Here is a 23,900-nt window from a genome sequence, read left to right on the forward strand (position 1 = left end):
GTTTGACTCATGGACGAGCATTCCCATAACGGCAAATCCCGCACGAGCGCGGTGATCATCTGCGCGGTGGCCGCGGTGGCGATCATCGCGGTGGCGGTGGCATGGTACGTTCTCGCCGGTGGCAACAAGCAGCCGGCCGCCGAGCCCACCACGCCCGTTCCGTCCTCGCAGACCACGACCACGTCGCCGTCATCGACCGGCTCCGCGTCCACGTCCGCACCCGTCGAGACGCCGTCGCCTTCGCAATCCGAATCGTCGCAGGTGCCGTCGTCCGCCCTCGCTCAAACGGATGCCTCGTGCAACCCGCACAACACGTTCAACGCGGAGGATCCTTCCAAGGAGACACTGGTCTACGACGAATCCTCGAAGTCGCTCACGCTGTTGTCCGGCAGCGGATCGGATTTCTCGACGTTCTCGTGCGTGGCGGACGCGCTGCAGATGCCCGCCGAGGATCGCACACAGATCGAGGCCAAAGCCGACCAGCCGGTGCAACAAACTGCCACGTGGAATAATTTGACCGCCACATGGAGCTACAACCAGCACAGCGGTCTGAACCTGTACGTCACGGAACAGTGAGACGCCAAACACCGTTGATGCCACAACGATCATATGTCATGCCGCATCGTTCAGTAAGATGGGATCCTATGCAAGAAAAGACTGAGAAGCCGACTGTCGCGGTGTTGTTGCCGTGTTATAACGAGGAGGTCACGATCGGCAAGGTCGTCCAAGACTTCCAGGCCGCCCTGCCCGGCGCGGACATCTACGTGTACGACAACAACTCCACCGACCACACCGCCCAAATCGCCCGCGACGCCGGGGCCATCGTCCGCAAGGAGCCCCGCCAGGGCAAGGGACACGTCATCCGCGCCATGTTCGAGGAGATCGACGCCGACGTGTACGTCATGGCCGACGGCGACGACACCTACCCCGCCGACGCCGCCCCGGCCATGGTCCAAAAGGTCCTCGAGGGCTACGACATGGTCATCGGCGACCGCCTGTCCTCCACGTACTTTAAGGAGAACAAGCGGCCCTTCCACAACTTCGGCAACCGGCTCGTGCGCGGGTGCATCAACCGCCTGTTCGGCGCGAACGTGCGCGACATCATGACCGGATACCGCGCGTTCTCGTTCACGTACGCGAAGACCTACCCCGTCCTCTCCCGCGGCTTCGAGGTCGAGACCGAGATGACGATCCACAGCCTCGACAAGAACGTCCGCCTGTACGAGACGCCCATCCAGTACCGGGACCGGCCCGCCGGCTCGGTGAGCAAGCTCAACACCGTGGGCGACGGGATCCGGGTCATGGGCACCATCTTCCGCCTGATCCGCGAGTACAAGCCCCTGCCGTTCTTCACGGTCCTGGGCGGCCTGATCGGCCTGGCGGGGGCCGGGTTCCTCGGCTCGGTGGTCGCGGAGTTCTGGGCCACGGGCCTGGTGGCCCGGTTCCCCACGCTGATCGTGTCGGTCCTGCTGATCATGGTCGGGCTGCTTTTGATCGTGTCGGGCGTGATCCTCGACGTGCTCGCCAAGAAGGACCGCAAGCAATACCTCATCGACAAAAACCTCTTCGCATACCAAAAACGACACACACACTGAATGATGTTTTAGGACGAGATATTAGGGGCCTGCATCCACAGATCGGATGCAGGCCCCTAATTCGTATGCACCGGCGCACGCGCTTACTTATTGCGCCAACGCAGCCGTCCGTCACTCGCAGTGGCACACACCAGAATGCGGTTGTCCTGATCGCCGTTGCCAACGGCACCGTTTGCGGAGCAGAACGCGCCACGATGGACACGTCCCACATAGGCGGATGTGTATACATGACCATCAGATCGGCGCCAATGCACGGCGCCATGCTGGAAGATCTGTGTTACGCCTTCATTGGTGTTCTGTTCGCCGCTGGTCGGATACCCGAGCCAACTGTTCTCCCAACCGGTGGACGCCCAATAGTTCTGGATGCCACCGCGGGTGAAATGTGCGCCGGCCGTCGGAGTCCAGTGAATCTGACCGTTCTGGAACGACTGCGAGGCGCCGTTGTTCAGTCTGCGTTCCTCCGACGTGGGGAACCCGAGGATGCCCTGCTCCCAGCGCAAGTTCGCATATTCACTCAGGATGCCGCCCTTGACGGCCTGTGTGCCGGTCGAAGGGCTCCAGAACTGCGTACCGCCTTGGAAGGTCTGCGAGGCGCCGCCGCGGACGGTCAATTCGTCACCGGTCGGATACCCGAGCCAACCGTTTTCCCATCCAAGGGCCGCCCAATGGTCCTGAATCGCACCGCGGGTGAAATGCGCGCCCAGCGCTTGGGTCCAGTGGATCTGGCCGTGCGCGAACGACTGGGACGCGCCGCCGCGCAGCTGGCGCTCGTCGGAGCTCGGGAACCCGAGGATGCCCTGTTCCCAGCGCAGGCTGGCGTATTCGCCCTGGATGCCGCCCTTGGTGGCGTACGTGTTGCCGGTTGCGGACTCCCAGAACACCGTGCCGTTCTGGAACGACTGCGAGGCGCCGCCCTTGACCTTCAACTCGTTGGCCGTCGGAGAGCCAAGCCATGCGTGGGCGTTGCGATAGATGCCGATCGCTCCCTTGGTGGTGTAGGTGGGTTTGCTGACATTCGGCTTGCTGTTGTTCGGCTTGCTCGCCGACCCGCCCGAATTCGAGTTCCCCGAGCTCGTCACGGTCCGCTGACCGAACGCGTTCACGTCCACGCTGCCGCCCACGCCGTTGATCGAGCCGACGGACGTGTACTGCCAGCCGCGCCAGTTCGAGGAGAACGCGGTGTAGGTGATGCGGCTCGAGTACTGGGCGACCCACGTGGTGCGCTCGTGGATGTAGCTCGCGTTGAGCGGGCCGTTGAGGTAGCTCGTGTACGAGTAGATGCCCAGATGGCTGCCGTAGCCGGCGTTCTGTAGCTTGGCGTACCAGGCGCGCGCGATCTGCTCGTAGGCGGACGGGCTGGTGGGCGGCTTGTGGCCGGTCCACGTCCATTGCTCGAGGTCGTAGTAGACCGGATAGGAGAGGTTTGACGGGGAGACGCCGAACTTCTTGAGCAGACGGACCGTGTATTCGCCCTCGTCGGCGGCCATGGCGGTGGTGTCCGCGTAGGAGTAGAGGTACACGCCGAACGGGATGCCGAGGCGCTTGCATTCGCTGATGTTGCGCTGTGCCTGCGAGTCCATCTGCGCGGTCACGTTGTCGTTGCTGGCGCCGAAGCCGATGCGGATGATCGCGCCCTCCACGCCGGCGTTCTTGGCGGCCTGCCAGTCGATCGTGCCGTTGTGGCGGGAGACGTCGATCACCTTCTTGGCCCGCTGCACGAACAGCTGTCCGTCGCCCTGGAAGAACGCCTTGGAGCCGTTGTAGGTGCCCCAGTAGGCGCTGGAGGCCCTCTCGGCGGCGGGCGTCACGGCGAACTGGTCAAACTGACCGGACTGCCCGTTATCCACGTAGCTGGCGAAGCTGACGACCGGTTCCGCGGTGGCCACGATGGCGTCCGCGGTGCCGGCCCCATTGGCCTCGGCATCCTTGGCCTCTTTGGCGTCCTGCACGCTGACCGGGATGTACGTCTTGCCGTCGGTCTTCTCCAGCGGGTCGGGCGGCGTCGCCTCGGTGCCCACGAGCCGCGGATCGGTCACCGTGTCGCCGGTCTTCACGTCCTTGACCGTACCGTCGTTCGTGACCGCCAGATCGGGCGACACGATCGTGGCGTCGTCCGGGATCGCCTCGCTCACCGTCTCCGGCAGCTCCTGTGCAGCGGCCTGATCGGATTGCGCCTGATCCGTCTGACCGGACTGATCCTGCGCGGAGACGACCCACGCGGCCCCGTCGAACGCGTCGGCCGACGCCCCGGACAGACCGAAGCCGGCCGTCATGCACACCGCGACCGCCGTCGCGCCCAGCGCGGTCAGTCTCGCACCCAAATTCTTCTTCATGATTGTTCTTTTCGCCTTCCCGCCCGGCAAACTCGCACGGCATCGGATCGGTGGACACTCCCAACCATCCAACCTACCGCAACACGCCGTCAACGGCCACCGGTCGTGACGCTCCGGTCGCACATCTCCGCGCGCCATTGTTTCCGCCACCGCACCCGAATGTGAACGACGCATGTACCGCACGCCGATCCACGCCCATTTCGTAATTGGCCGGTTACCCGACGAACCGTCAGCGGTTACACAACGCTGATTACATAATGCTTACCGAAAACGGGAAGACTTGCCCCACTCTTCAACAAACGGAGGGCTGGTCTTCCCGTTTGTTGTATTTCGGGAGAAAGGGAGCTGCGCATCATGCGAGTCGACGATCTGCAAGTAGGGGACACGATCAGCGGTTTTGCCAACGCCACCGACGTCAGGGACCGGCCCCTGTCCTTAAGCATTGCCAACGGCGTTGTCACGGCCGATGAGACGTACGCAGGCTCCCCGCGCCCGGACGCCTCAGGCTGGGCCGCCCTGCCGCCAATGGCCGACGTGCATGCGCACATCGACAAGGCTCTGACTTGGAACGAAGCCGGACGTCCTCAGGGCAGTCTGGAGGACGCATGCGCCTGCTGGTTCCGCTTCGCCCCCACCCTCACGGACGAGCAGATCGTGGTCCGCGCCGAGCGCGCGCTGCGCAAATACATTGCGGCGGGAGTCACCGCGCTTCGATCCCACGCGAATTTCGGTCTGGGCAAGGACCCGCTCGCCAACGCCAAGGCTCTTGTCTATCTGAAGAACAAATACAAGGATCTGATCGACCTGCAGATCGTCGCGCTGAGCCATGACGGCTTGCCCGTCGAAACGGTCAGGGAAGCCATCAAGGCGGGAGTCGATCTCGTGGGCGGCGCCCCGCACCTGAGCGAGCATCCCGTCGAGGATCTCAACAGGCTGCTGGACGTGGCCGAGGAATTCGGCGTCGGCGCGGACATGCACACCGACGAAACCCTGGACCCCGGCATGCTCACCATTCTCGACTATGCGAAGCGGGTCCGGGACTGGGATCCCTCCCTCATCCGCTCCGCGGGACACTGCGTCAGCCTGTCCGTCCAGCCACTTGACAAGCTCGACGACATTCTCGAGGTCGCCCGGGAAGCCGGCATCACCATCATCACCAATCCCCAGACCAATCTCTTCCTTCAGGGCTGGGACCATCCGGTCGCCACACCGCGCGGCATCACCCCCATCAATCGCATCCGCAAACACGGCATCACGGTTGCCGCGGGCGGAGACAACATGCAGGATCCGTTCAACCCGTTCGGGCGCGGCGACATGCTGGAAATGGTCTCCCTCATGGTCGTCGCGGGACACGTCGATCCCGTCGACGCCTACCTCATCGCCAGCGAGGAGGGACGCAAGGTCATGCATCTTCCGCCGGCATCCCTGCAGACCGGCCAAACCGCCGACTTCGTACTCATCAAGGGACAGACCCTCTCCGGCATCATCGCGTCCGGCGGCCCGGACCGCATCGTCGTCCGACGAGGGAAGGTCATCGCCAAGACAACGTCCACCGCACAAATCCTCGACCTCTAAACCTCATCGCACACAAGGAGCATCCCATGACAGCAACCAAGACCATGCCGGACACGCTGCATCGCACCGGATCCATCACCTTCGACCACATCGGCAAGCAATATTCCAACGGCGTCGAAGCGCTGTCGAACGTCGACTTCACCATCAAACCCGGACAGTTCGTCACCATCGTCGGCCCTTCCGGATGCGGCAAAAGCACGCTGCTGCGCATCGCCGCCGGACTCAGCTGGCCCACCAGCGGCAAGGCGGTCGTCCCCAAGACGAAACCCGGCGTCGTATTTCAGGACGCGACCCTGCTTCCCTGGAAAACCGTGCTGCAGAACGTCGAACTGCCCGGCAAATTGGACGGCCTCAAGCAGGACGACTACGAGAAGAAGGCCATGAACGTCCTGTACAACGTGGATTTGGACAAGTTCGCGGACAGCTATCCCGGCCAGCTGTCCGGCGGCATGAAGATGCGCGTCAGCATCGCCAGGGCCCTGTCCCTCGAACCGTCCGTCATGCTGTTCGACGAGCCGTTCGGCGCGCTGGACGAGATCACGCGGCTGCATATGCAGGACGAACTCCAGAAGATCATCGTCAACAACCCGTTCACCGGCATGTTCATCACCCACAGCGTGAGCGAGGCCGTGTATCTGGGCAGCCGGGTCATCGTCATGGCCGCCCGTCCCGGCCGCGTGATCGACGACATCACCGTTCCCGCCCCTTACCCGAGGCCGGCATCCTACCGTTATCAGCCAGAATTCCAGCAAATCGTCGAACGCATCACCAACGCCCTCATCAAGGGCAGCGCCATGAGTGACCCGGAGCACGGGTCCCCCAGCAAGTAGGCCACCGAGGAAAGAAGAGGATCATGACCGCCATCACCATTCCCACGCTGACACGCAAAACAACCATGGCAACCGCCGCCGCCACGCGCAAGAACATGAAGGAGGGCAGCATGGCCGACACCGACATGGCGGACGTCACCGTCTACACGAAACCGGCGGAGCCCAAAATCAAGGTTCCCAAATTCGTCACCAACGTCATTCCCGGCCTCATCTCCCTGGTTTGCGGTCTGGCGATCTGGACGTTCGTCAGCACCTACGTTCTGGGACAGCGCGCATTCCTGCTGCCCGCCCCGGCCAAGGTGCTCACCGGCTCGCTGATGCTCCCCGACCATTTCGCCCCGATGATGACCGCACTGCTGCTGACCACGAGGGTCGCCCTGTTCGGTCTGCTGCTCGCCTTCATCATCGGCGTCGTCACGGCAATCATCATGAAGCACTCCAAGCTCGCGGAAAAGGCGATCTACCCGTACGCGGTGATCCTCCAGACCATCCCGGTACTCGCCTTGGTTCCGCTGATCGGCCTCTGGTTCGGATACGGGTTTGCGTCCCGCACCACCGTGTGCGTGCTGTTCACCCTGTTCCCCATCATCTCCAACACGCTGTTCGGCCTGCAGAACATCGATCAGGGCATGGTCGACCTGTTCCAGACCCGCCAGGCTTCGTTCCGCCAACGTCTGTGGATGCTCGAGCTGCCGGCCGCGTTGCCGAGCATCTTCACCGGTCTGAAGACCTCCAGCGGCCTGTCCGTGGTCGGCGCGGTTGTGGCCGACATGTACTTCACGCAGGGAACCCCGGGCATCGGCACGCTGATCACCGTGTACACCAGCCGTCTGCAGTCCACGGACCTGTTCGCCGCCATCGTCATGTCCGCCGTGCTCGGCCTGATCGTGTTCGAGGTGTTCAACAAGCTCAGCGACATGGTCATCGCCCACTGGCACCTGACCCGCAGCCACGAATAACGCCAACCACCCGCCACATAACGCACGTTGAGAGAGGAAACAACCATGCGCAACCACAACATCACCAACATCATGAAGCAAATGCGCACCTTCGGTGCGGCGTCCCTTGCCGTCGCTGCGCTCGTCGGCTTGGGGGCATGCGGCTCCGAGACGGCCAGCGCCAGCGGCGCCCCGGCCCAGCTGTCCGAGAACATCCCCGACGCCTACAATCTGCAATCCGTATGTCCGTCAAACGTGGTGATCCAGATGGACTGGAAGCCCGAGGCCGAATACGGCACCGCGTGGAATCTGCTGGGCGACGACTACTACATCGACACCAACAAGAAGGAAACCTCCGGCACGCTTACCGTCGATGGGTACAAGACCGGCGTGAAGGTCACGATTCGCAACGTGCCCAGCAGCCAGACCGCGGCGACCATCGGCTATGTCAATACGGACACCCTGCTGACGTTCATGAACACCGACCAGTTGATCTCCGCGGCCGCCGCGGGCACGCCCTACACGGCGGTGGCGGCGCCGCTGAAGCAGTCGCCCCAGATCATCATGTGGGATCCGGCCACGTATCCCAACGTGAAGACCATCAAGGACCTCGGCACCACCGGAGCGACCATCCTGTCCAACCCGGCCGCGGTCTGGGCCCCGCTGCTGGAATCCAAGGGCATCATCAAGGCCTCGCAGATCGACCCGAGCTATACGGGCGACCCGGCGCGGTTCGTCTCCGACCCCAAGGTCGCGCAGCAGGGCCTGGCGACCAGCGAGCCCTATCAATACAAGAACGAAATCCAGTCGTGGGGCAAGGACATCGCCTATGAGAAGCTGTCCGACTACGGATACAACGTGTACCCCGAAATGTACTCGGTGCGCACCGCCGACGTGGAGAAGAACGCCGGCTGCCTCGCCAAGCTCGTGCCACTGATCCAGAAGTCCGCGGTCAACTACGCCAAGGACGGTTCCACGACCGTGAAGCGCATCGCCGAAGCCGCACAGAAGTACAACGACGGCTGGGTGTATTCGGAAGGTCTGGGCAACTTCACGTGGGACGCGCTGAAGAAGGAGGACATCATCGGTGACGAAGCCGGCGCGGCGGCGGGCATCGACATGAACCGCATCCAGAGCATCATCGACACGTTCGGCCCGATCTTCAAGCAGACCGGCACCGCCGTGCCGGATTCGCTGAAGGCGTCCGATCTGGCCACGGACAAGTTCATCGACAAGACCATCCAGTTCGGAGCCTGACGGTCCCCGTCCTCCGTATAATCCGATAATCCGGCATATGCCTGACGCACGGGTCTGTGCCGGATTTTTCATGCCCGCAATCGAAGGTGCAATATGCGAACCCCAGTCATTCCCCTGTTCCTGTTCTCCGACTTCATCACCCAATTCGGCGCGGGAGTGCTGCTCACGTCAACCAACTGGTATGTTCTGGACATGACCGGCAGCAACACGCTGGTGGCGCTGGTGTCCGCCGCGAACACGGTCAGCGGGTTGGTCGTCTCGCTGTTCGGCGGCATGCTGGTGGATCGATACCGGGCGCAGAATGTCGCGCTGGCGTCGCACATCATCCGCACTATCCTCGTGGTCATCCCGCTGCTGTTGCTGATCGCTTTCGGATTCCGCATCGAGTTCATGGTCCTGCTGGTACTGAACAACGGCATCGGGTGGAACCTGTATTACCCGTCCTCCAAGGCGCTGATACAGGCCATCACCAACAGGCGCAATGTAACGCGGGTGAATTCGGCGGCGGAAGTGTCCATGCAGATCGGATTGTTCGCATCGGGGGCGGTTGCGGGCCTGCTGTACCGCTATTGGGGATTCATTCTCATCATGGTCGTGAGCGCGGTCATGTTCCTTGCGGGCATTCTCTCCACGATCATGCTGGTCGCATTGCTGAAAGGCGGCGCTCAGGCCGTTCCGGCACGGAACGAGGGCATTGTGGCGGGCATGCGCGGCGGCATCGCCTACCTGTGGCACAACATGGTCATCACCGGACTGTGCATCGTGCTCTACACCCCGTTCGTCATCGGCAACGTCAACCAAACGCTGCTGCCGGGGTTCGTGCAAACCGGGTTGCACGCCGATTCAATCGCGTTCGGGGCCATACAGAGCCTGTGGGGCGTCGGCGCGTGCCTGGCCGGGCTGACCGTGAACCTCATCGGGCGCAGAATCGCCGCGGAGCGCATGCTGATTGCCAGCATCGCCGCATTGATCGTCTTCGGGCTGGCGCTGTTCCTGTGGCAGTCCCTGCCGGTGACGGGCGTGCTCACCTTCATTTCCGGCTACGCCGACGCGGTGATTCGCATCACGCTGTATTCGCGTTTGATGGGCCTCATACCCTCCGCCTATTTCGGGCGGACGCTGTCGCTCATGAACGCCATCAGCCTGATTCTGCAGACGCTGCTCTCCCAAGTCGCCGGCGTCATGATGGACGTCGTCTCCGTGGCGTCCGGATACGCCCTCATATGCGCGGCTTCCGTCATCACGCTGCTGGTGTTCCTCAGAACACGCAGCGCGATGACGGAGGCCGCGGAACCCGCGAAAGCCACCTACCCCAGCACGCGGTAGCGGAAGTCGCGGAAGGTGGCTGCGGAGGCGTTGCGGCGGTCCATGTCGATCACGTCGAGGCCGATGAAGTTGCCGGTGTAGCCGCCGGACAGGAACGTGACGTCGAGCGGGGCGAACCGGGTTTCGCCGGTGCCGTCGCCGACCGTGAACCATGCGCTGTTGCCGTTGAGGCGGACCGACAGGTCATAGCCGCCGCCGTCGGAGACCGGCATGACCTCAACCTGCGAGAATTCGCCGCGGACCGACTGCTGGAGCACCGCCACCGGGCCGTCGTCGCCGGCGGTGACCATGAACAGCACGTAGTTGGCGTCGTTGAGGTACAGGGTCAGGCCGGCGAGCTTGAGGTAGCCCACGGCCGACCGGTCGGGTACGTAGTCCATCGTGACCGAAGCCGTGCAAGCGAGCGCGGTCTGGCGCGTGCCCACGATGTGCTGGTCGAAGAACGACTGGGGCGACTGGCCGCCGCGGATGGTCAGGCCCGCACCCGCGAACTCCAGCCATTCGCCATCCGGCAGCTGCCGCAGCGTGTTCCAATGGTTGGGGTTCAGCGACGGGCCGGTCAGCGGGTCGTCGAACCCGGGATCGCTCAGGCCCACGACCGGATTGCCCACGTTCAGCGACGGCGACGGAACGATCGGCGACGTCCCGCCCGAATCCGCGCGGTCCACGCAATCCGCGCAATCCGTTCGGACGCCGGCGTCCGGCACCTCCACGACCTCCTGCGGGTGGTGCCCGCCGTCCGCCAGACGCAGCCAGCCGTCGTCGGTCCACCGCACCCGCTGGATGGCGGTTTCGCGTCCCAGGATCGAGAACCCGTCGTTGTTCTCGAACGGCCTGCTGCACAGGTAGGCCAGGTACCAGTCGCCGCCGGGGGTTTCGACCAGCGACGCGTGGCCGGCGCACTGCAGCGGCAGCGTCGGGTCGTCGGCGGCGGTGATGAGCGGCGTTTCCGGATCGGCCTCGTACGGCCCCCACACGCTGCGGCTGCGCGCCACGGTCTCCTGATGCCCGGATTCCGTGCCGCCTTCCGCGGTGAGCAGGTAGTACCAGCCGTCGTGCTTGTAGATCTGCGGCGCCTCGGTCTTGCGCGCGGCGGTGCCGGGGAAGATCACCCGCGCCTCGCCGATCAGCTCCAGCGTGCGCGGGTCGATCTCCTGCATCACCACGCCGGCCGACTTGTTGCGCGTGTCCATCCGGTAGTCCCAGATCGCGTTGAGAAAGTAGGCGCGGCCGTCGTCGTCGAAGAACAGCGACGGGTCGAATCCGGAGCTGTTGACGTAGACCGGCTCGCTCCACGGGCCGTTCAGGGAGGTCGCGGTGACGACGTAGTTGTCGCAGTCCTTGTACGGCACGCGGGTGGATCGCACGTTGGTGTAGGCCACGTAGTACGTGCCGTTCCGCCACACGGCGAAGGGTCCCCAGATGGAGCAGGCGGCGGGGTTGCCGCGCAGTTCGGGAGCGGCCGGGCCGTCGAGCACGGCGGTCTCGTAGCTCCAGTGGGCCAGATCGTCCGACGAGTAGACGCGCAGGCCGGGCAGCCATTCGAACGTGGAGACGATGATGCGGTAGCGTTCGCCGTCGCGGAAGATCACCGGGTCCGGGTTGAAGCCGGGGAGCACCGGGTTGTGGATGAGCATCGCGGGCACCTCACTGCTTGACGGCGCCGGCGGCGAGGCCGGACTGCCAGTACTTCTGGAGGAACAGGAACGCGATGATGAGCGGCACGATCGCCACCAGCGAGCCGGTGAGGATCATGTTGTTCGGCACCACGTGGTAGCTGGCGTCGCCGGCCATCTTCATCCACACGTTGAGGCCCACGGTGAGCGGGTAGTCGCGCACGTCGTTGAGCATGATCAGCGGCAGGAAGTAGTTGTTCCACACGCCCACGAGCGCGAACAGCAGGGTGGTCACGAAGCCCGGGGACAGCAGCGGGAAGGCGATCTTCCAGAAGATGGTCCACGTGTTGGCGCCGTCGATGCGCGCGGCCTCCACGAGGGAGATCGGGATGGAGGTCTGCGCGTAGATGATCATGAGGTACAGGCCGAACGGGTTGCTCAGCTGCGGCAGGATCACGGCCCACGGCGTGCCGGTCAGGCCGATCTTCGAGTAGAGCAGGAACAGCGGCACGGTGATGACGGTGGCCGGGATGGACATGAAGATGAGCGTGATCCACAGCAGCGCCTTGCGCCCGTGGAAGCGCATGGTGGCGATCGCGTAGCCGGCGAAGGTGGCGAACAGCGTGGCCCCGAGGCCGGCGACCACGGCGTAGACGAGCGTGTTGAGCAGCCAGCGCGGGTAGATGCCGCCCTCGAAGGTGAACGTATCCACGATGTTCTGCCAGAACGCCATGTTCTTGCCGAACCACATGCCGTTGGAGGTGTACAGGTCCTCGTTGGTCTTGGTGGAGGAGAACATGAGCCAGACCAGCGGGATGAGGCAGTAGACCACCATGAGCAGCATGACCACGTGGATCAGGACGTTCATGACCTTCTGCGTGGGCGTGAGCTCGACCGGGATGCCGGACTGCATGGCGGCCTTCTTGCGTTCGCGCAGCTTGTGGTCCTTGGCGGCGAGCTTGGCGTCGCGGCGCCTGAGCGAGGCGGAACGGTTTGCGGACGACATCTTACTTCTCCTCCCACTTGTTGCCCAGCGTCTTGACGACAGTGACGATGACCATGGTGAACAGGCCGACCACGAGCGAGACGGCGGCCGCGTAGTTCACGTCCTGGCCCTGGAACGCGAGGCTGTAGGTGTACAGGTTCGGGGTGTAGTAGCTGGTGACCACCTCGGGGGCGATGGTCTGCATCATGCTCGGGGTGTTGAACAGCTGCAGCGCGTAGATGATGTTGAACAGCAGCGTCATGACGACCGAGGAGCGGATCTGCGGGATCTTCACGCTCCAGGCGATGCGGAACTCGGTGGCGCCGTCCATGCGGGCGGATTCGTACAGCTCCTCCGGCAGCGCGCGCAGCGACGAATAGTAGATGAGGGTGTTGTAGCCCATGGACACCCAGGTGGAGATGTTCACGAAGGCGAAGACCATGAGGTCCGCGCTCATCATGTCCGGCGACTCGGCGCCGAACAGGGCGAAGAACTGGCCGAACAGGCCGTAGTCGGTGCCGTAGATGTAGCTCCACATGAGGGCGGCGATCACGTTCGGCACCGCGTAGGGCAGGAACAGCAGGATGCGCGGGATGGCGACGTGCTTGATGCGCTGGGAGTCGAGCATGAGCGCGGCCAGCAGCGACAGGGCCGTCATGAGCGGCACCTGGATCACGCCGTACAGCAGCACGCGGCCGAAGCCGTTCCACAGCAGCGGGTCCTTGAGCGCGCGGATGTAGTTGGACAGTCCGGCGAAGGTCTCGCCTCCGATCATCCGCTGCTTGTACAGGCCCAGATAGAAGGCGTAGACCATGGGGATGATGGTGCCGCCCAGGAAGACGATCACGTACGGCAGGCACCACAGCATGCCGATGTGCTGCATCTTCTCCTTGCGGGGCTTGGCGGCCGGAGCCCCGATGCCGGCATGCGCCGATACGGCGGTCATAATGTGCTCCTTAGATGACGATCGGAAAGGCGACGGGCGGGGAGGCGGGAAAGGGAAGGAGGAACGGCCTCCCCGCCGTCGCTTGCGGTCACGGACGATTCGTGCGGGTGAATGCGCGGCCGATCAGCCCTTGGTGGTGATGGTGAAGCCCTGGCCCTCGGCGTAGGTCTTCAGCGAATCCTGCCACTTGGCGAACGCGGCGTTGAGGTCGCCGCCCTTCTTGAGCTCGGGGACGATGATGTCCTTGTACGTGGTGGCGTACTGGGAGTTGAAGGGCAGGACGCTCCAGCCGGAGGACAGCTTGGAGGCGGCGTCGAAGTAGACCTTGTTGGCCGGCATGCCGAAGTAGTCGTTGACGACCTCGGCCTGGGCCGGATCCTCCTGGAAGCTCTTGGCGGCCAGGAACACGGAGCCCATGTCCTCGACGATCTTCAGGGACGCCTCGTCGGAGCACAGCCAGTTGACGAACGCGATGGCGGCGGCCTGCTTCTCCTTGGCGGTGGCGGAGGTGACGGCGATCATGGAGCCGCCGACCTCGCCGGTCTTCCAGTCGCTGGTGCTGTTGCCCCACGCCGGGGTGAGCGCGGGCTCCATCACGCCGGCGAGCTGCGGCTGCTGGGACTTGAAGGAGGTGCCCTTCCAGCAGCCGTCGAACTGGACGGCCCAGCGGCCCTCGGCGAAGCCGCGGTTGTACTCGTCGGACTTGTTGGCGACCGGCTCGAGCACGTCCTCGTCGATGAGGCGCTGGATGAAGTCGACGGCCTCCTTGACCTTGCTGTCGGTCATGGACAGCTCGACGTTCTGCACGCCCTCGACGGTCCACGGGATCGCGCCGGAGGAGCGGATGATCTGGGCCATGTAGCGCACGTCGGTGGTGTCGATGAAGCTCATGTACTTGGTCGGGTCGGCCTGGTGCAGCTTGATGCCGGCCTGCTCGAACTCCTCCCACGTCTTGGGGATCTCGATGCCGTACTTGTCGAGCACGTCATGGCGCACGAACATGATCTCGGGGCCCTGGTCGAACGGGGTGCCGTACAGGCCGCCGGCCACGTGGCTGTTCTCCCATGCGGCGGAGTTGTACAGGGCGCCCATCTCGGATTCGATGGTCGGGTCGGAGAAGTTGAGCAGCGAGCCGGTCACCGCGTACTGCGGCAGGTAGTCGTACTCCAGCTGGACCACGTCGGGGATGTCCTTGCCGGACTTCACCACGTTCTGGAACTTGGTGTAGTGGTCGGACGCGGCGCCGGTGGCGGTCACGTTGATCTTGATGTGCGGGTACTTGGCCTGGAACGCGTCGATGCTGTCCTGCTCGATGTCGGTGCGCCACGTCCAGTAGTTGAGCGTGATGTCCTTGTCGGACTCCAGCGCGGCCTTGACGTCGGCCATGGTGATGCCGCTGGACGCCGGGGCGGACGTACCGCCGTTGTCGTTGCCGCCGCCGCAGGCCGCGATGCCGGTCATCATGGCGAGGCTGGCCACCGCGGCCATTGCCTTCACGCACATTCCCTTGAACTTCATTGTCGAACCTTTCAATAATCTCCATTGATTTTGCGGTATTTCCATACCGCTTACCGAAAAGTATAACGACCGAACTATTGGCACGTCAAAGCATCCACTTTGCCGGAAAAATGCCGTTTCAACACCACAAATCGGCTTAATTCCAACGATTTGATACGATTCGACGAAATGCGACAAAACCGCACACAATCATCCAATCTCATACTTTTTTGCGAAAAACGAAAGCTTTCGTACTATGCTGGCTGTATAAGCTTTTCGTAAGTTTTCGAAAACACAAAGAGGTGTTGCACATGCAGGAAGACATCGCACCGAACCACCGAGGAAGAACCACGCTCAACGACATCGCCACCGCGGCCGGCGTCTCCATCACCACCGTCTCCAAGGTGGTCAACGGCAAAGCTGACGTGGCCGCGTCCACCCGCGAGCGCGTCGAACAGGCCATGGAGCGCCTCGGCTACTTCAAGACGCTCGGCAGCACCAAGCCCACGTCGAAGCTCATCGAGATCGCCTTCCAGCATCTCGACAACTCCTGGACGATCGACCTGCTGCAGGGCGCGTCCGAGCATACCCAGCCCGACGGCATACGGCTGGTGCTCTCCATGCTCGGCGAAAGCGAGACGGCGGTGGGGCCGTGGGTGGAGGAGGTGGTGGTGCGCCGGCCGCTCGGCGTGATCGTCGTCTTCTCCAAACCGTCCATGTCGCTGGCCAAGCGGCTGGCCTCGCGCCAGATCCCCTGCGCGTTCATCGACCCGTGGGGCAACCCGACGACCGGCACCATGTCCGTGCAGGCGGACAACTGGTCGGGTGGCCTGTTCGCCACGAGGCATCTGATCGAACTCGGCCACCGGCGCATCGCCACCATCACCGGCCCGGAGAACGCCATGTGCAGCGCGGCCCGACTCGACGGATACCGCGCGGCCCTGCGCGAGGCCGGCATCGAGGCGGACCCCCAGCTCGTGCGCCACGGCCGCTTCCAGGTCGAGGACGGCGAGCGCCTCGCCACCGAGCTGCTGTCTTCGCCGCGACGCCCCACCGCGATCTTCGCGCAGAGCGACTTCATCGCCATGGGCGTGTACCGCGCGGCCAAGGAGCTCGGCCTCACCATTCCCGAGGACCTGTCCGTCGTGGGCTTCGACGACATCCAGACCGCCGCCTACATGGGCCCGGCACTGACCACAATCCACCAGCCGCTCAACGAGATGGCCTCCGCCGCCACGCGCATGATCCTCGACGCGCACCACGGCCGGCCGGTCAGCGACCGTGTGATCCTGCCCACTTCGCTGGTCGTGCGCGAAAGCACCTGCCCGCCGAAGGAATAGGAGGAGCGGGAGACGCCGGAGCCCCGCGCGACTCGGATTATCGTCACTGAATCGTTCGGATTTTGGCAATTTGTCCTTTTAGGCTCCCTCATCCCGCTACGCGGCTTCGATCCGCACGTTCTCGCACGTCACGGAGGCGCCGTTGAGCATCAGGTCGTCGCCGTCGCACACGACCTTGCGGTCGCCGCCCTTCCACGGGCGCACGTCGAATTCGGCCGCGGAGCCGAACGGATTGGCGGCCCTGAGGCTCACGTCGCGCAGCACGACGTTGCGGATGGCGCGCGGATCCTCGGCGCAAGCGAACAGGCCGTAGCCGCAGTCGCCACTGATGCGCTCGAACGTCACGTTTTCGATCACGCAGCCGTTCAGGTCCGTATGCTCGTCGCGCGGCAGCAGCGTGAGGTATAGCGCCTCGGCCGACCCCCACCATTCCTTGCTGAACGTCCTAGTGGTGATCGTCACGTCGCGGAACGCGATGTTGCGGGCGCTGCCGCGGTCGCGCAGCTGGAACGCCAGCGCGCGGTTGGAGTTGCGGATCGTGATGCCCTCGAACGAGCAGTTCTCGAAGTTTCCGAAGCTGCTGCTGCCGAACTTGATGGCCGAGCTCTGCGACTCGATGTGGCAGTCGCGCACCCACAGGTTGCAGCAGTCGCCGTATCGCGCGGTCTCCTCGGTGCACTTGGGGCAGATGCCGTCGTCGCCGGTCAGGATGATGCAGCGTTCGATGACCGTGTTCCTGCAGCGGTCCACGTCGATGCCGTCGGTGTTCGGCATGCGCATCTCGTTGCGGATGGTCACCTCGCGGATCGCGGTGTCCACGCAGCCGACCAGATGCACGGTCCAGAACGGCGCGTTGCACAGCGTGACGCCGTGCAGACGGCTACCCTCGCAGTGCTCCAGATACACGGTCATCGGGCGTGGATACGCGTAGAACTTGAGGTGCGGCTCATCACCCTGGTCGGGCAGGATGAACCGCTCGTAGTTCCCGTCGATCGCGCCGGCGCCGGTGATGGCCACGTTGCGGCGGTCCTTGGCGTAGATGAACGCGCAGATCGGGGTGTTATTGGCGTTGAGCTCGAACGGGCCGGGCCGGTGCCGGTAGGTCGTCTCGTCGCCGCTCGCCTTGAGCGTGACGCCGTCCTCCAGCACCAGTTCCACGCCGTCCTTGAGCTCGATGCCGTCGCACACATGCACGCCGGGCCGGTCGAGCACGACCCTGCCTCCGCCGCTCGCCGCGCACTCGTCGATCGCCCGCTGGAGACGCCCGGCAAACGCGCGGGCGTCCGGCGCCTCGCCGTTGAAGGCCTCAAAAATCCGGATTTCCATGGTCATGCATTCATTATCCTCGCGCCTTCCTGAACGAAGGAACCTGCAGGGGCACGGCCGCGCACAATGTCAAGTACACCCTGCATCGCGGGCATTTTCGGCCACGATTTACACCATACTGAAAATCAGGCGTCGCACGTCGCCACCGCCCTCAACGAATCTGCCAAAGATGCAACGAATGTGACATGCCATGTCCCGCGGCGGCTTTCTATCATGGCACGCGGTAACGCGCCGGGCCGGCCGAGGACAGAAGCCGGCGGCGCACAGGAAGATGAAGAAGGAAGCATTTCCGATGATCTACAACGACAGGGATCTGGCTCTGGCCCGCTCCATGACCGTCGCCGCCAACGAGCATCTCGCGCACCCCGATCTGGCCCGCGGCATCGTCCGTCTGATCAAGCGCATCGTGCGCAAGTAGTCCGCGGCACGGCAAGCGCGACCACACAACGCGCAATCGTATAAACCGCATAAACCCGACGTCATCGTTCAATGCGATGGCGCCGGGTTTTTGTTGCTCACGGGTAGATTTCCCGCCCGCGTTCGTCCGGGACGCCGCTCATGCGGTGGAAGAACGTGTTGATCTGATCCCTCCATGCAACGGCGTTGTCCAGCTGCATGCGCAGCCGCTCGGCCACATTCTCGAACCGCGGCCCGTCGATCACGCCCCGCAGCCCATCCCACGCGGCCACGTATTCACGCACGCGCTCCACGCCGGCGAAGTGCGTGTCGTAGATGTGCTGGACCACGGTCTTGCCGCCGTGCAGCACATGGCCGTACGGCACCCAGTGGAAGAACAGCAGCAGCTCGTCCGGGCATCGCGCGGGATCCGCGTACAGGTCGCGCAGCGCGGACGGGTACTGTTCGGTCAGGCCGCTGCCCGTGGACGTGCGGTCGACGCCCACGCCGTCTCGGTCGGCCCGGTTCACGCCGCCCCACCGGTCGTATTCGAACGCGCAGACCGACGGCCCGTAATGGTCCTCGCGCGCGAACATCCAGCCCACGCCCAGCGGTGCGGTGTAGTCGCGGTACGTGCGGTTGGAGCTCTTGAGGATCGCGGCGATCTTGCCCTGCGCATTCCTCCCCGCGCCGGGGAACGTGAGCGCGGCCCATTCGTCGGCGATGTGCTCCGCCGAAAGACCGGCGTCCCAGCACATGCGCCCGAACCCGTACAGGCTGGCCTGCGCGAACACGCCGCCGGTCCAGTGCGCGCCCATGCCCACGTTGGCCACGCCCGCATAGCCCACGTTTGCCGGGTCCAGCGCCCGTGCGCGCAACGACCGGGACAGCGGCACACCATCGGAGCCGCCGTCCACCGGCTGCCCCATCACGTCTATCCACTGCGCAGGAGCGAAGTTCACGTCGATCTGATGGCCCAAGTATTCGGCGGCGATCTGGAATTCGACCACGATGTTCGTCGCGCGCAGCGAGTGCAGCAGCGGATTGGCCGGCTCGCACGTCTGGAAGTCGACCGGCCCGAACTTGATCTGCAGGCACACGTTGTCCGCAAAGGCGCCGTCGAGCGGCTGGAACGTCTCGTACGCGCCCACGGCCCGGTCGCGCGTGCGGTCACGCCAGTCGAGATGGCAGTCGTAGACGAACGCGCGCCACACCACGCGCCCGCCGTACGGCCGCAGCGCCTCGGCGAGCATGTTCGCGCCGTCCGCCTGCGTGCGCCCGTACTCGTGCGGCCCGGGTTCGCCCTCGGAATCGGCTTTGACGAGGAATCCGCCGAACTGCGGGATTCGCTCGTAGATGGCTTTCGCGGTGTGCATCCACCACGCGCGCACGTCCGGATCACACGGGTCAGCGCTGGAGAGCCCACCCACGCTGATCGGCGCCGCGAAGTGCACGGACAGGTAGACGGCGATGCCGAAGCCGTCGAACAGGTCGGCCAGCTCGGCCACCTTGTCCAGATACGGTTCGACGATGAGCCGCCGCGCGCCGCCGCGCACGTTGACGTTGTTGAGCACGATGCCGTTGACGCCCACGGACGCCAGCAGCCGCGCGTACCACGTGAGCCGGCCGAGGTCGTTGCGGAACGGGTCGGCGTGGTTCCACGGCCGTTCGTGCTCGTAGGACCCGTTGTCGTTTTCGCCGGGGATGCCGAAGAAGATCGACGCGCCGCCGTAGCCGCGTTCCACCGTGCCGTCGATCTGGTCCCAGTGGTCGATCATGCGCATCGGGTGGGAGGGCGACTCCGTGCGACCGTCGCCCTCGCGCACCACGCGCCCGAGCACCAGATCGCGCAGATAGGCGTAGAAGCCGTACAGCAGCGCGAGGGACGTGTTGCCCTCGATGCGCAATACGCCGTCGGCGCGGCTCATTCGGAACGCGTCGTCGTCCGCGAGCCCGCAGCCGCCCGCCGCCAGCACGACGTTGGGTCGCACGCCGCCATCATCGCCCACGCCGGACGCCAGCCGCCCGCCGGTCAACTCCAGAATCTCGCCGCGCAGCCTGATCGAACGGCGGTCCTCGCCGCCGCGCAGATCGAGCGCGTACACGTCCGTTCGGGTCAGCGGCCTGAGCACGGCCGGATCGAGCCACATGTGGTCCTGGACGTTCATACCGTCTCCTTTCAATGCAATCCCATCGCGCAATCAGCGAAAAGCCGCGGCGGATGCACGCGCATCGGCGTCAAGCGCGCATCCGCCACGGTTTACTGCCATGCAACGGGACCGAAGGGTCAGTTAGCCTCGTCGATGGCCGCCTGCACTTCCGCGATCATCGCCTTGGCGGCGGCGTCCGCGCTCTGGTTGCCGAGCGCCACGTCCTGCTGATAGCGGATCATCGTGGTACGGATGCTCGAAGCGCCGTTCGGCGGGATATTCGGGGCCTCGCCAAGGGTCTTCGAGTACTCCTCGGCGTATTCGAGCACCTTCTTGTTCATGCCGTCGGCACTTGCGGTGAGCTTCTTGAGGATGGAGGAGTTGGCCGGAATGCCGCGTTCGGTGCCGAAGATCTCGCCGACGCCCTCGTTGTTGATGAGGTAGTCGATGAGGATGGCCGCCTCGGCCGGATGCTCGCTCGTCGAGGAGATGCCCCAGTACATGCCGGCGGGCATGTAGGTGTAGGCGTCCTTGGTGTCCGAAGGCAGCGGCTCGATGCTCATGTTCTCGGTGCCGGCGGACTTGGAGTAGCTGTTGACCATGGTGGCGGTGGCGAACTTCATGGCCTGGCGGTTCTTGGCGAAGTCGGTGTCGTCGGAGCCGCCGGTGACGTTGTTGTTCTCGATCCAGCGGTTGACGGTGCCGGAGACGCCGTTGTGCGTCCAGTCGTAGGTGAGCTGGAGGAATTCGGACAGCGTCTTCTCGCTGATGGCGATCTTGCCGTCCTTCCACAGCTGCTCGCCGTGCTGGCGGGCCCACAGGGACAGGCCGAGCTCGCTGTCGATCGATTCGATGCCGGTCGCCTCGCCGCCGGACTTCTCCCACACCTGCTTGGCGAAGTCGTTGAATTCGTCCCACGTCCACGTGGAGGTATCCGGCAGGGTGAGGCCGTACTTGTCGAGCACGTCGTGGTTGACGAGGATGGCGTACTGGGACGAGGAGATCGGGGCCGCGTACTGCGTGCCGTTGAACTTGCCCATGTCGCGCATCGAGGAGCTCATGCCGTCGAACTTGAGGTAGTCGCCCACCTTGCCCAGATCGTACAGCGCGCCCTGCGAGGCGTAGGAGGCGAGGTACTGGGCGTCCATCTGCATCACGTCCGGGGCGTTGTTGCCGGCGATCAGCGTGGCCAACTGGTCCCAGTAGCCGCTCCAGTCCTTGTACTGAAGCTCCACGTGGATGTTGGGATGGTCCTTTTCGAAGTTCTGGATGGCCTCCTCGGTGAGCTGGACGCGGGTGTTCGAGCCCCACCAGTCGAGGCTCAGGGTCACGTCCCCGCCCGAGGTCTTCACGCCGCCGGCGGCCGTGTCGCCGTTGCCGCCCGTTCCGGCGCCGCAGCCCGCGAGCGCGAGCGCCGTCGCCATGGTCGCGGCCAACGCCGCCTTATGCATCCTGCGATTGGTCCTGATCATCTTCGTTCTCCTTTGAATATGTGCCGCGCGAAATATGCGCCGCGCGCGCCGACGATCGCGTGGTCCCGTTCGGCCCGCCACGCCACGGCCCCCCGAGATTGTTTTACGAAATTTTTTAGTTATTTCGTAAAAGATGGTTTGAGTATACGCCCAGCCAACATGCAAGTCAATATGGCAACACACCGATATTTTCAGTGAAAAATGGCCATTCTGCACAACTCCCGGCTTTCGCACCACGATGTTATTATTTTACGAAAATTCTGCTATGCTGTTCGCTATGACAGCATCGCAAGCACCGCGCCGAAAGCAGGCCAAACCGCAGCTCTCCCAACTGGCCAGAGAGATCGGCGTCTCCGCGGCCACCGTGTCCAAGGTGGTCCACGGACACCCGGATGTCTCGGACAAAACCCGCGAAAAGGTCGAACAGGCACTGGAACGCGCCGGATACCGCAGGCCGGCCACCGCGCGCCCGCATTCCGGCTATCTCGAAATCGCGTTCCGCGAGCTGGACGAGCTATGGTCGATGGAAATGCTGCGCGGCCTGCAGGCATGCGCGAACGAGCACGGCATGAACGTGTCGATCTCCGAACTGCACACGTTGGGCACCCCCAGCGACGACTGGGTTGAGGGACTCATCAAGCGCAATCCGGTCGGCGTGCTGCTGGTCTTCACCGATCTGACTGCCGAGCAGGCCGCCAAGCTCGCCCGCCGGCACATCCCCCACGCGGTCAGCGACCCTCGCGGAAACGCCCTGCCCGGCAGCGCGATCCTGCGCTCCGACAGCTGGAACGGCGGCGTCACCGCCACCCGCCACCTCATCGCCCTCGGCCATACCCGCATCGCCTGCATCTCCGGCAATCGCATCGCCGCCGGCGCCCGCGCCCGCGAAGACGGCTACCGCTTCGCCCTGGACGAGGCCGGCATCCCCTTCGACCCAGACCTGTGCCTGCCCGGCGAATTCACGTCGAAAACCGGCTACGAGCAGGCGCTCAAGCTGCTGCGTCTGCCAAACCGCCCCACCGCCATCTTCACCGGCAACGATCTGCAAGCCCTCGGCGCCTACAAAGCGGCCCGCGAATGCGGGCTGCGCATCCCCGAGGACCTCTCCATCGTGGGCTTCGACGACATCCCCACCGCGGCCATGATGGCCCCGGCGCTCACCACCATCCGCAACCCCATCGCGCAGCTCGCTCACAAGGCCGGCGAACTGCTCATCGCCATGCAGCAGGGCCAGCCCGTGCCGCACGAGACAGTCTTCCCCACCTCACTGGTGGTCCGCGAAAGCACCACCGCGCCACCCACACAAGCGTGAATCCGTGTGAAACCGGGTTAGAATGGCTCCCATGGCAGCAGAGACTTCCCCCGCAAATCCCAGCAATCCCGGCAACCCCAGCAGCACCGGCAACGGCACGGCGCAGCTCATCCCGGCGCAGCGCCAGCAGATCATTCTGGAGCAGCTGCGGGCGTCCGGGGTGGCGACCATCAAGACGCTGGTGGCGCAGTTCGGAGTCTCGCACATGACCATCCGCCGCGACATCGCGGCCCTCGAACAGGCCGGTCAGGTGATCTCGGTGCCGGGCGGCGTGCAGCTCGCCTCGCTGCCGGTCAAGACGCCGCCGCGACAGCGCGAGGAGCGCGCCAAGCTGGAGATGCCGCGCAAGCAGAGCATCGCCAGACTCGCGGACGGACTCATCCACGACAACATGACCATCATCGCGGACGCGGGCACCACCTGCCAGGCGCTGGCGCCCTACCTTGGGCAGCGCCGCAACGTCACGGTCATCACCAATGACTTCTACACCGCCGAGGGCCTGTTCGCCTACCCCGGCGTGCACATCATCCACACGGGCGGCGAGGTGGACCCGGAGAGCTACTCCACCATGGGACTGCTGGCCACCACGATCCTCAACACCATCAACGCCGACGTGTACTTCATGAGCACCGGCGCGTGGAGCGTCGACTGCGGCGTCACCACGACCAGCGTGGACAAGGTGGAGTTCAAGAAGGCCGCCATGCGCTGCGCGGACGCGACGTTCCTGCTGGCTGACAGCACCAAGTACGGCGTGCGCGAGACCTACCGCGTGGTGGGGCTCGACGAGCTGGACGGCATCGTCACGGACGAGGAGCTCACACGGGAGGCCCGCCAGCGCATCGAGGAGAACATGGGCGTCGACCTGCGTTTGGCCCCGCTGGACTGAGGCGGATCCGGGCCATCGAGCCTATCCGGCTGTTGGAGCCCACCGGACCCATACGCCAAAAGGGGCGGTTGCCCGACCGCATAGCCATCCATGCGATCGGGCAACCGCCCCTCAGTCAAT

19 protein-coding genes are annotated in these 23,900 nt (G+C 64.4%); 11 read left to right on the forward strand and 8 right to left on the reverse strand.

Annotated elements, in window-relative coordinates; genetic code table 11:
• Positions 1-9: 9 nt before the first annotated feature.
• Complete coding sequence (locus tag DSM100685_RS10730; RefSeq protein ID WP_163200979.1) at positions 10-576, forward strand: hypothetical protein; 567 nt, start codon at positions 10-12, stop codon at positions 574-576.
• Positions 577-644: 68 nt separating this feature from the next.
• Entirely contained in the window at positions 645-1,595 is a 951-nt protein-coding gene (locus DSM100685_RS05685; RefSeq protein ID WP_152350390.1) for a glycosyltransferase family 2 protein, read from the forward strand.
• 83 nt (positions 1,596-1,678) lie between these two features.
• Here DSM100685_RS05685 and DSM100685_RS05690 read toward each other — a convergent pair whose 3' ends face one another.
• A complete protein-coding gene (locus DSM100685_RS05690; RefSeq protein WP_152350391.1) occupies positions 1,679-3,928 on the reverse strand; it encodes a GH25 family lysozyme in 2,250 nt (749 codons plus the stop codon).
• A gap of 354 nt (positions 3,929-4,282) precedes the next feature.
• Between DSM100685_RS05690 and DSM100685_RS05695 the strand changes: the two genes are divergently transcribed.
• The 5 genes from DSM100685_RS05695 to DSM100685_RS05715 all read left to right on the forward strand — a co-directional run bounded on the left by DSM100685_RS05695 (position 4,283) and on the right by DSM100685_RS05715 (position 9,854).
• Positions 4,283-5,503, forward strand: a complete 1,221-nt coding sequence (locus DSM100685_RS05695; RefSeq protein ID WP_152350392.1) for an amidohydrolase family protein — start codon at positions 4,283-4,285, stop codon at positions 5,501-5,503.
• Positions 5,504-5,529: 26 nt separating this feature from the next.
• Positions 5,530-6,333 carry an ABC transporter ATP-binding protein gene (locus DSM100685_RS05700; RefSeq protein ID WP_163201067.1) on the forward strand — a complete coding sequence of 268 codons (804 nt, stop codon included), beginning with the start codon at positions 5,530-5,532 and terminating at the stop codon, positions 6,331-6,333.
• 23 nt (positions 6,334-6,356) lie between these two features.
• A complete protein-coding gene (locus DSM100685_RS05705) occupies positions 6,357-7,292 on the forward strand; it encodes an ABC transporter permease (RefSeq protein ID WP_152350393.1) in 936 nt (311 codons plus the stop codon).
• 45 nt (positions 7,293-7,337) lie between these two features.
• Complete coding sequence (locus DSM100685_RS05710; protein ID WP_152350394.1) at positions 7,338-8,528, forward strand: ABC transporter substrate-binding protein; 1,191 nt, start codon at positions 7,338-7,340, stop codon at positions 8,526-8,528.
• 93 nt (positions 8,529-8,621) lie between these two features.
• A complete protein-coding gene (locus tag DSM100685_RS05715; RefSeq protein ID WP_152350395.1) occupies positions 8,622-9,854 on the forward strand; it encodes an MFS transporter in 1,233 nt (410 codons plus the stop codon).
• On the opposite strand, the gene DSM100685_RS05720 is transcribed toward DSM100685_RS05715, so the two are convergent.
• From DSM100685_RS05720 to DSM100685_RS05735, 4 genes are all read right to left on the reverse strand, one after another.
• Positions 9,836-11,491, reverse strand: a complete 1,656-nt coding sequence (locus DSM100685_RS05720) for a family 43 glycosylhydrolase (protein WP_152350396.1) — start codon at positions 11,489-11,491, stop codon at positions 9,836-9,838. The genes DSM100685_RS05715 and DSM100685_RS05720 overlap by 19 nt on opposite strands.
• A gap of 10 nt (positions 11,492-11,501) precedes the next feature.
• On the reverse strand, positions 11,502-12,476 hold the full coding sequence (locus DSM100685_RS05725; RefSeq protein WP_152350397.1) for a carbohydrate ABC transporter permease: 975 nt from the start codon (positions 12,474-12,476) through the stop codon (positions 11,502-11,504).
• Position 12,477: 1 nt separating this feature from the next.
• Entirely contained in the window at positions 12,478-13,401 is a 924-nt protein-coding gene (locus tag DSM100685_RS05730) for a carbohydrate ABC transporter permease (RefSeq protein WP_152350398.1), read from the reverse strand.
• A gap of 123 nt (positions 13,402-13,524) precedes the next feature.
• Positions 13,525-14,919: an ABC transporter substrate-binding protein gene (locus DSM100685_RS05735; RefSeq protein WP_239512716.1), complete on the reverse strand. Its 1,395-nt coding sequence runs from the start codon at positions 14,917-14,919 to the stop codon at positions 13,525-13,527.
• Positions 14,920-15,209: 290 nt separating this feature from the next.
• On the opposite strand from DSM100685_RS05735, the gene DSM100685_RS05740 reads away from it, so the two are divergent.
• Positions 15,210-16,238, forward strand: a complete 1,029-nt coding sequence (locus DSM100685_RS05740; protein ID WP_152350399.1) for a LacI family DNA-binding transcriptional regulator — start codon at positions 15,210-15,212, stop codon at positions 16,236-16,238.
• A gap of 96 nt (positions 16,239-16,334) precedes the next feature.
• On the opposite strand, the gene DSM100685_RS05745 is transcribed toward DSM100685_RS05740, so the two are convergent.
• Complete coding sequence (locus DSM100685_RS05745) at positions 16,335-17,570, reverse strand: glycoside hydrolase family 28 protein (protein WP_204314348.1); 1,236 nt, start codon at positions 17,568-17,570, stop codon at positions 16,335-16,337.
• Positions 17,571-17,856: 286 nt separating this feature from the next.
• Between DSM100685_RS05745 and DSM100685_RS11095 the strand changes: the two genes are divergently transcribed.
• Positions 17,857-17,982, forward strand: a complete 126-nt coding sequence (locus DSM100685_RS11095) for a hypothetical protein (protein WP_275576232.1) — start codon at positions 17,857-17,859, stop codon at positions 17,980-17,982.
• A gap of 97 nt (positions 17,983-18,079) precedes the next feature.
• On the opposite strand, the gene DSM100685_RS05750 is transcribed toward DSM100685_RS11095, so the two are convergent.
• Together DSM100685_RS05750 and DSM100685_RS05755 are read right to left on the reverse strand one after the other, a co-directional pair.
• A complete protein-coding gene (locus tag DSM100685_RS05750; RefSeq protein ID WP_152350400.1) occupies positions 18,080-20,128 on the reverse strand; it encodes an alpha-glucuronidase in 2,049 nt (682 codons plus the stop codon).
• A 119-nt stretch (positions 20,129-20,247) separates the two neighbouring features.
• Positions 20,248-21,582 (reverse strand): ABC transporter substrate-binding protein, encoded by a 1,335-nt coding sequence (locus DSM100685_RS05755; RefSeq protein WP_152350401.1) that lies wholly within the window; start codon positions 21,580-21,582, stop codon positions 20,248-20,250.
• 277 nt (positions 21,583-21,859) lie between these two features.
• Here DSM100685_RS05755 and DSM100685_RS05760 point away from each other — a divergent pair, with 277 nt between their 5' ends.
• Both DSM100685_RS05760 and DSM100685_RS05765 read left to right on the forward strand, forming a co-directional pair.
• On the forward strand, positions 21,860-22,894 hold the full coding sequence (locus DSM100685_RS05760; protein WP_163201069.1) for a LacI family DNA-binding transcriptional regulator: 1,035 nt from the start codon (positions 21,860-21,862) through the stop codon (positions 22,892-22,894).
• 31 nt (positions 22,895-22,925) lie between these two features.
• A complete protein-coding gene (locus DSM100685_RS05765; RefSeq protein WP_152350403.1) occupies positions 22,926-23,780 on the forward strand; it encodes a DeoR/GlpR family DNA-binding transcription regulator in 855 nt (284 codons plus the stop codon).
• Positions 23,781-23,900: the final 120 nt, after the last annotated feature.

Origin of the sequence: Bifidobacterium avesanii (assembly GCF_009299475.1) — a bacterium.
Classification (GTDB): Bacteria; Actinomycetota; Actinomycetes; order Actinomycetales; family Bifidobacteriaceae; genus Bifidobacterium; species Bifidobacterium avesanii.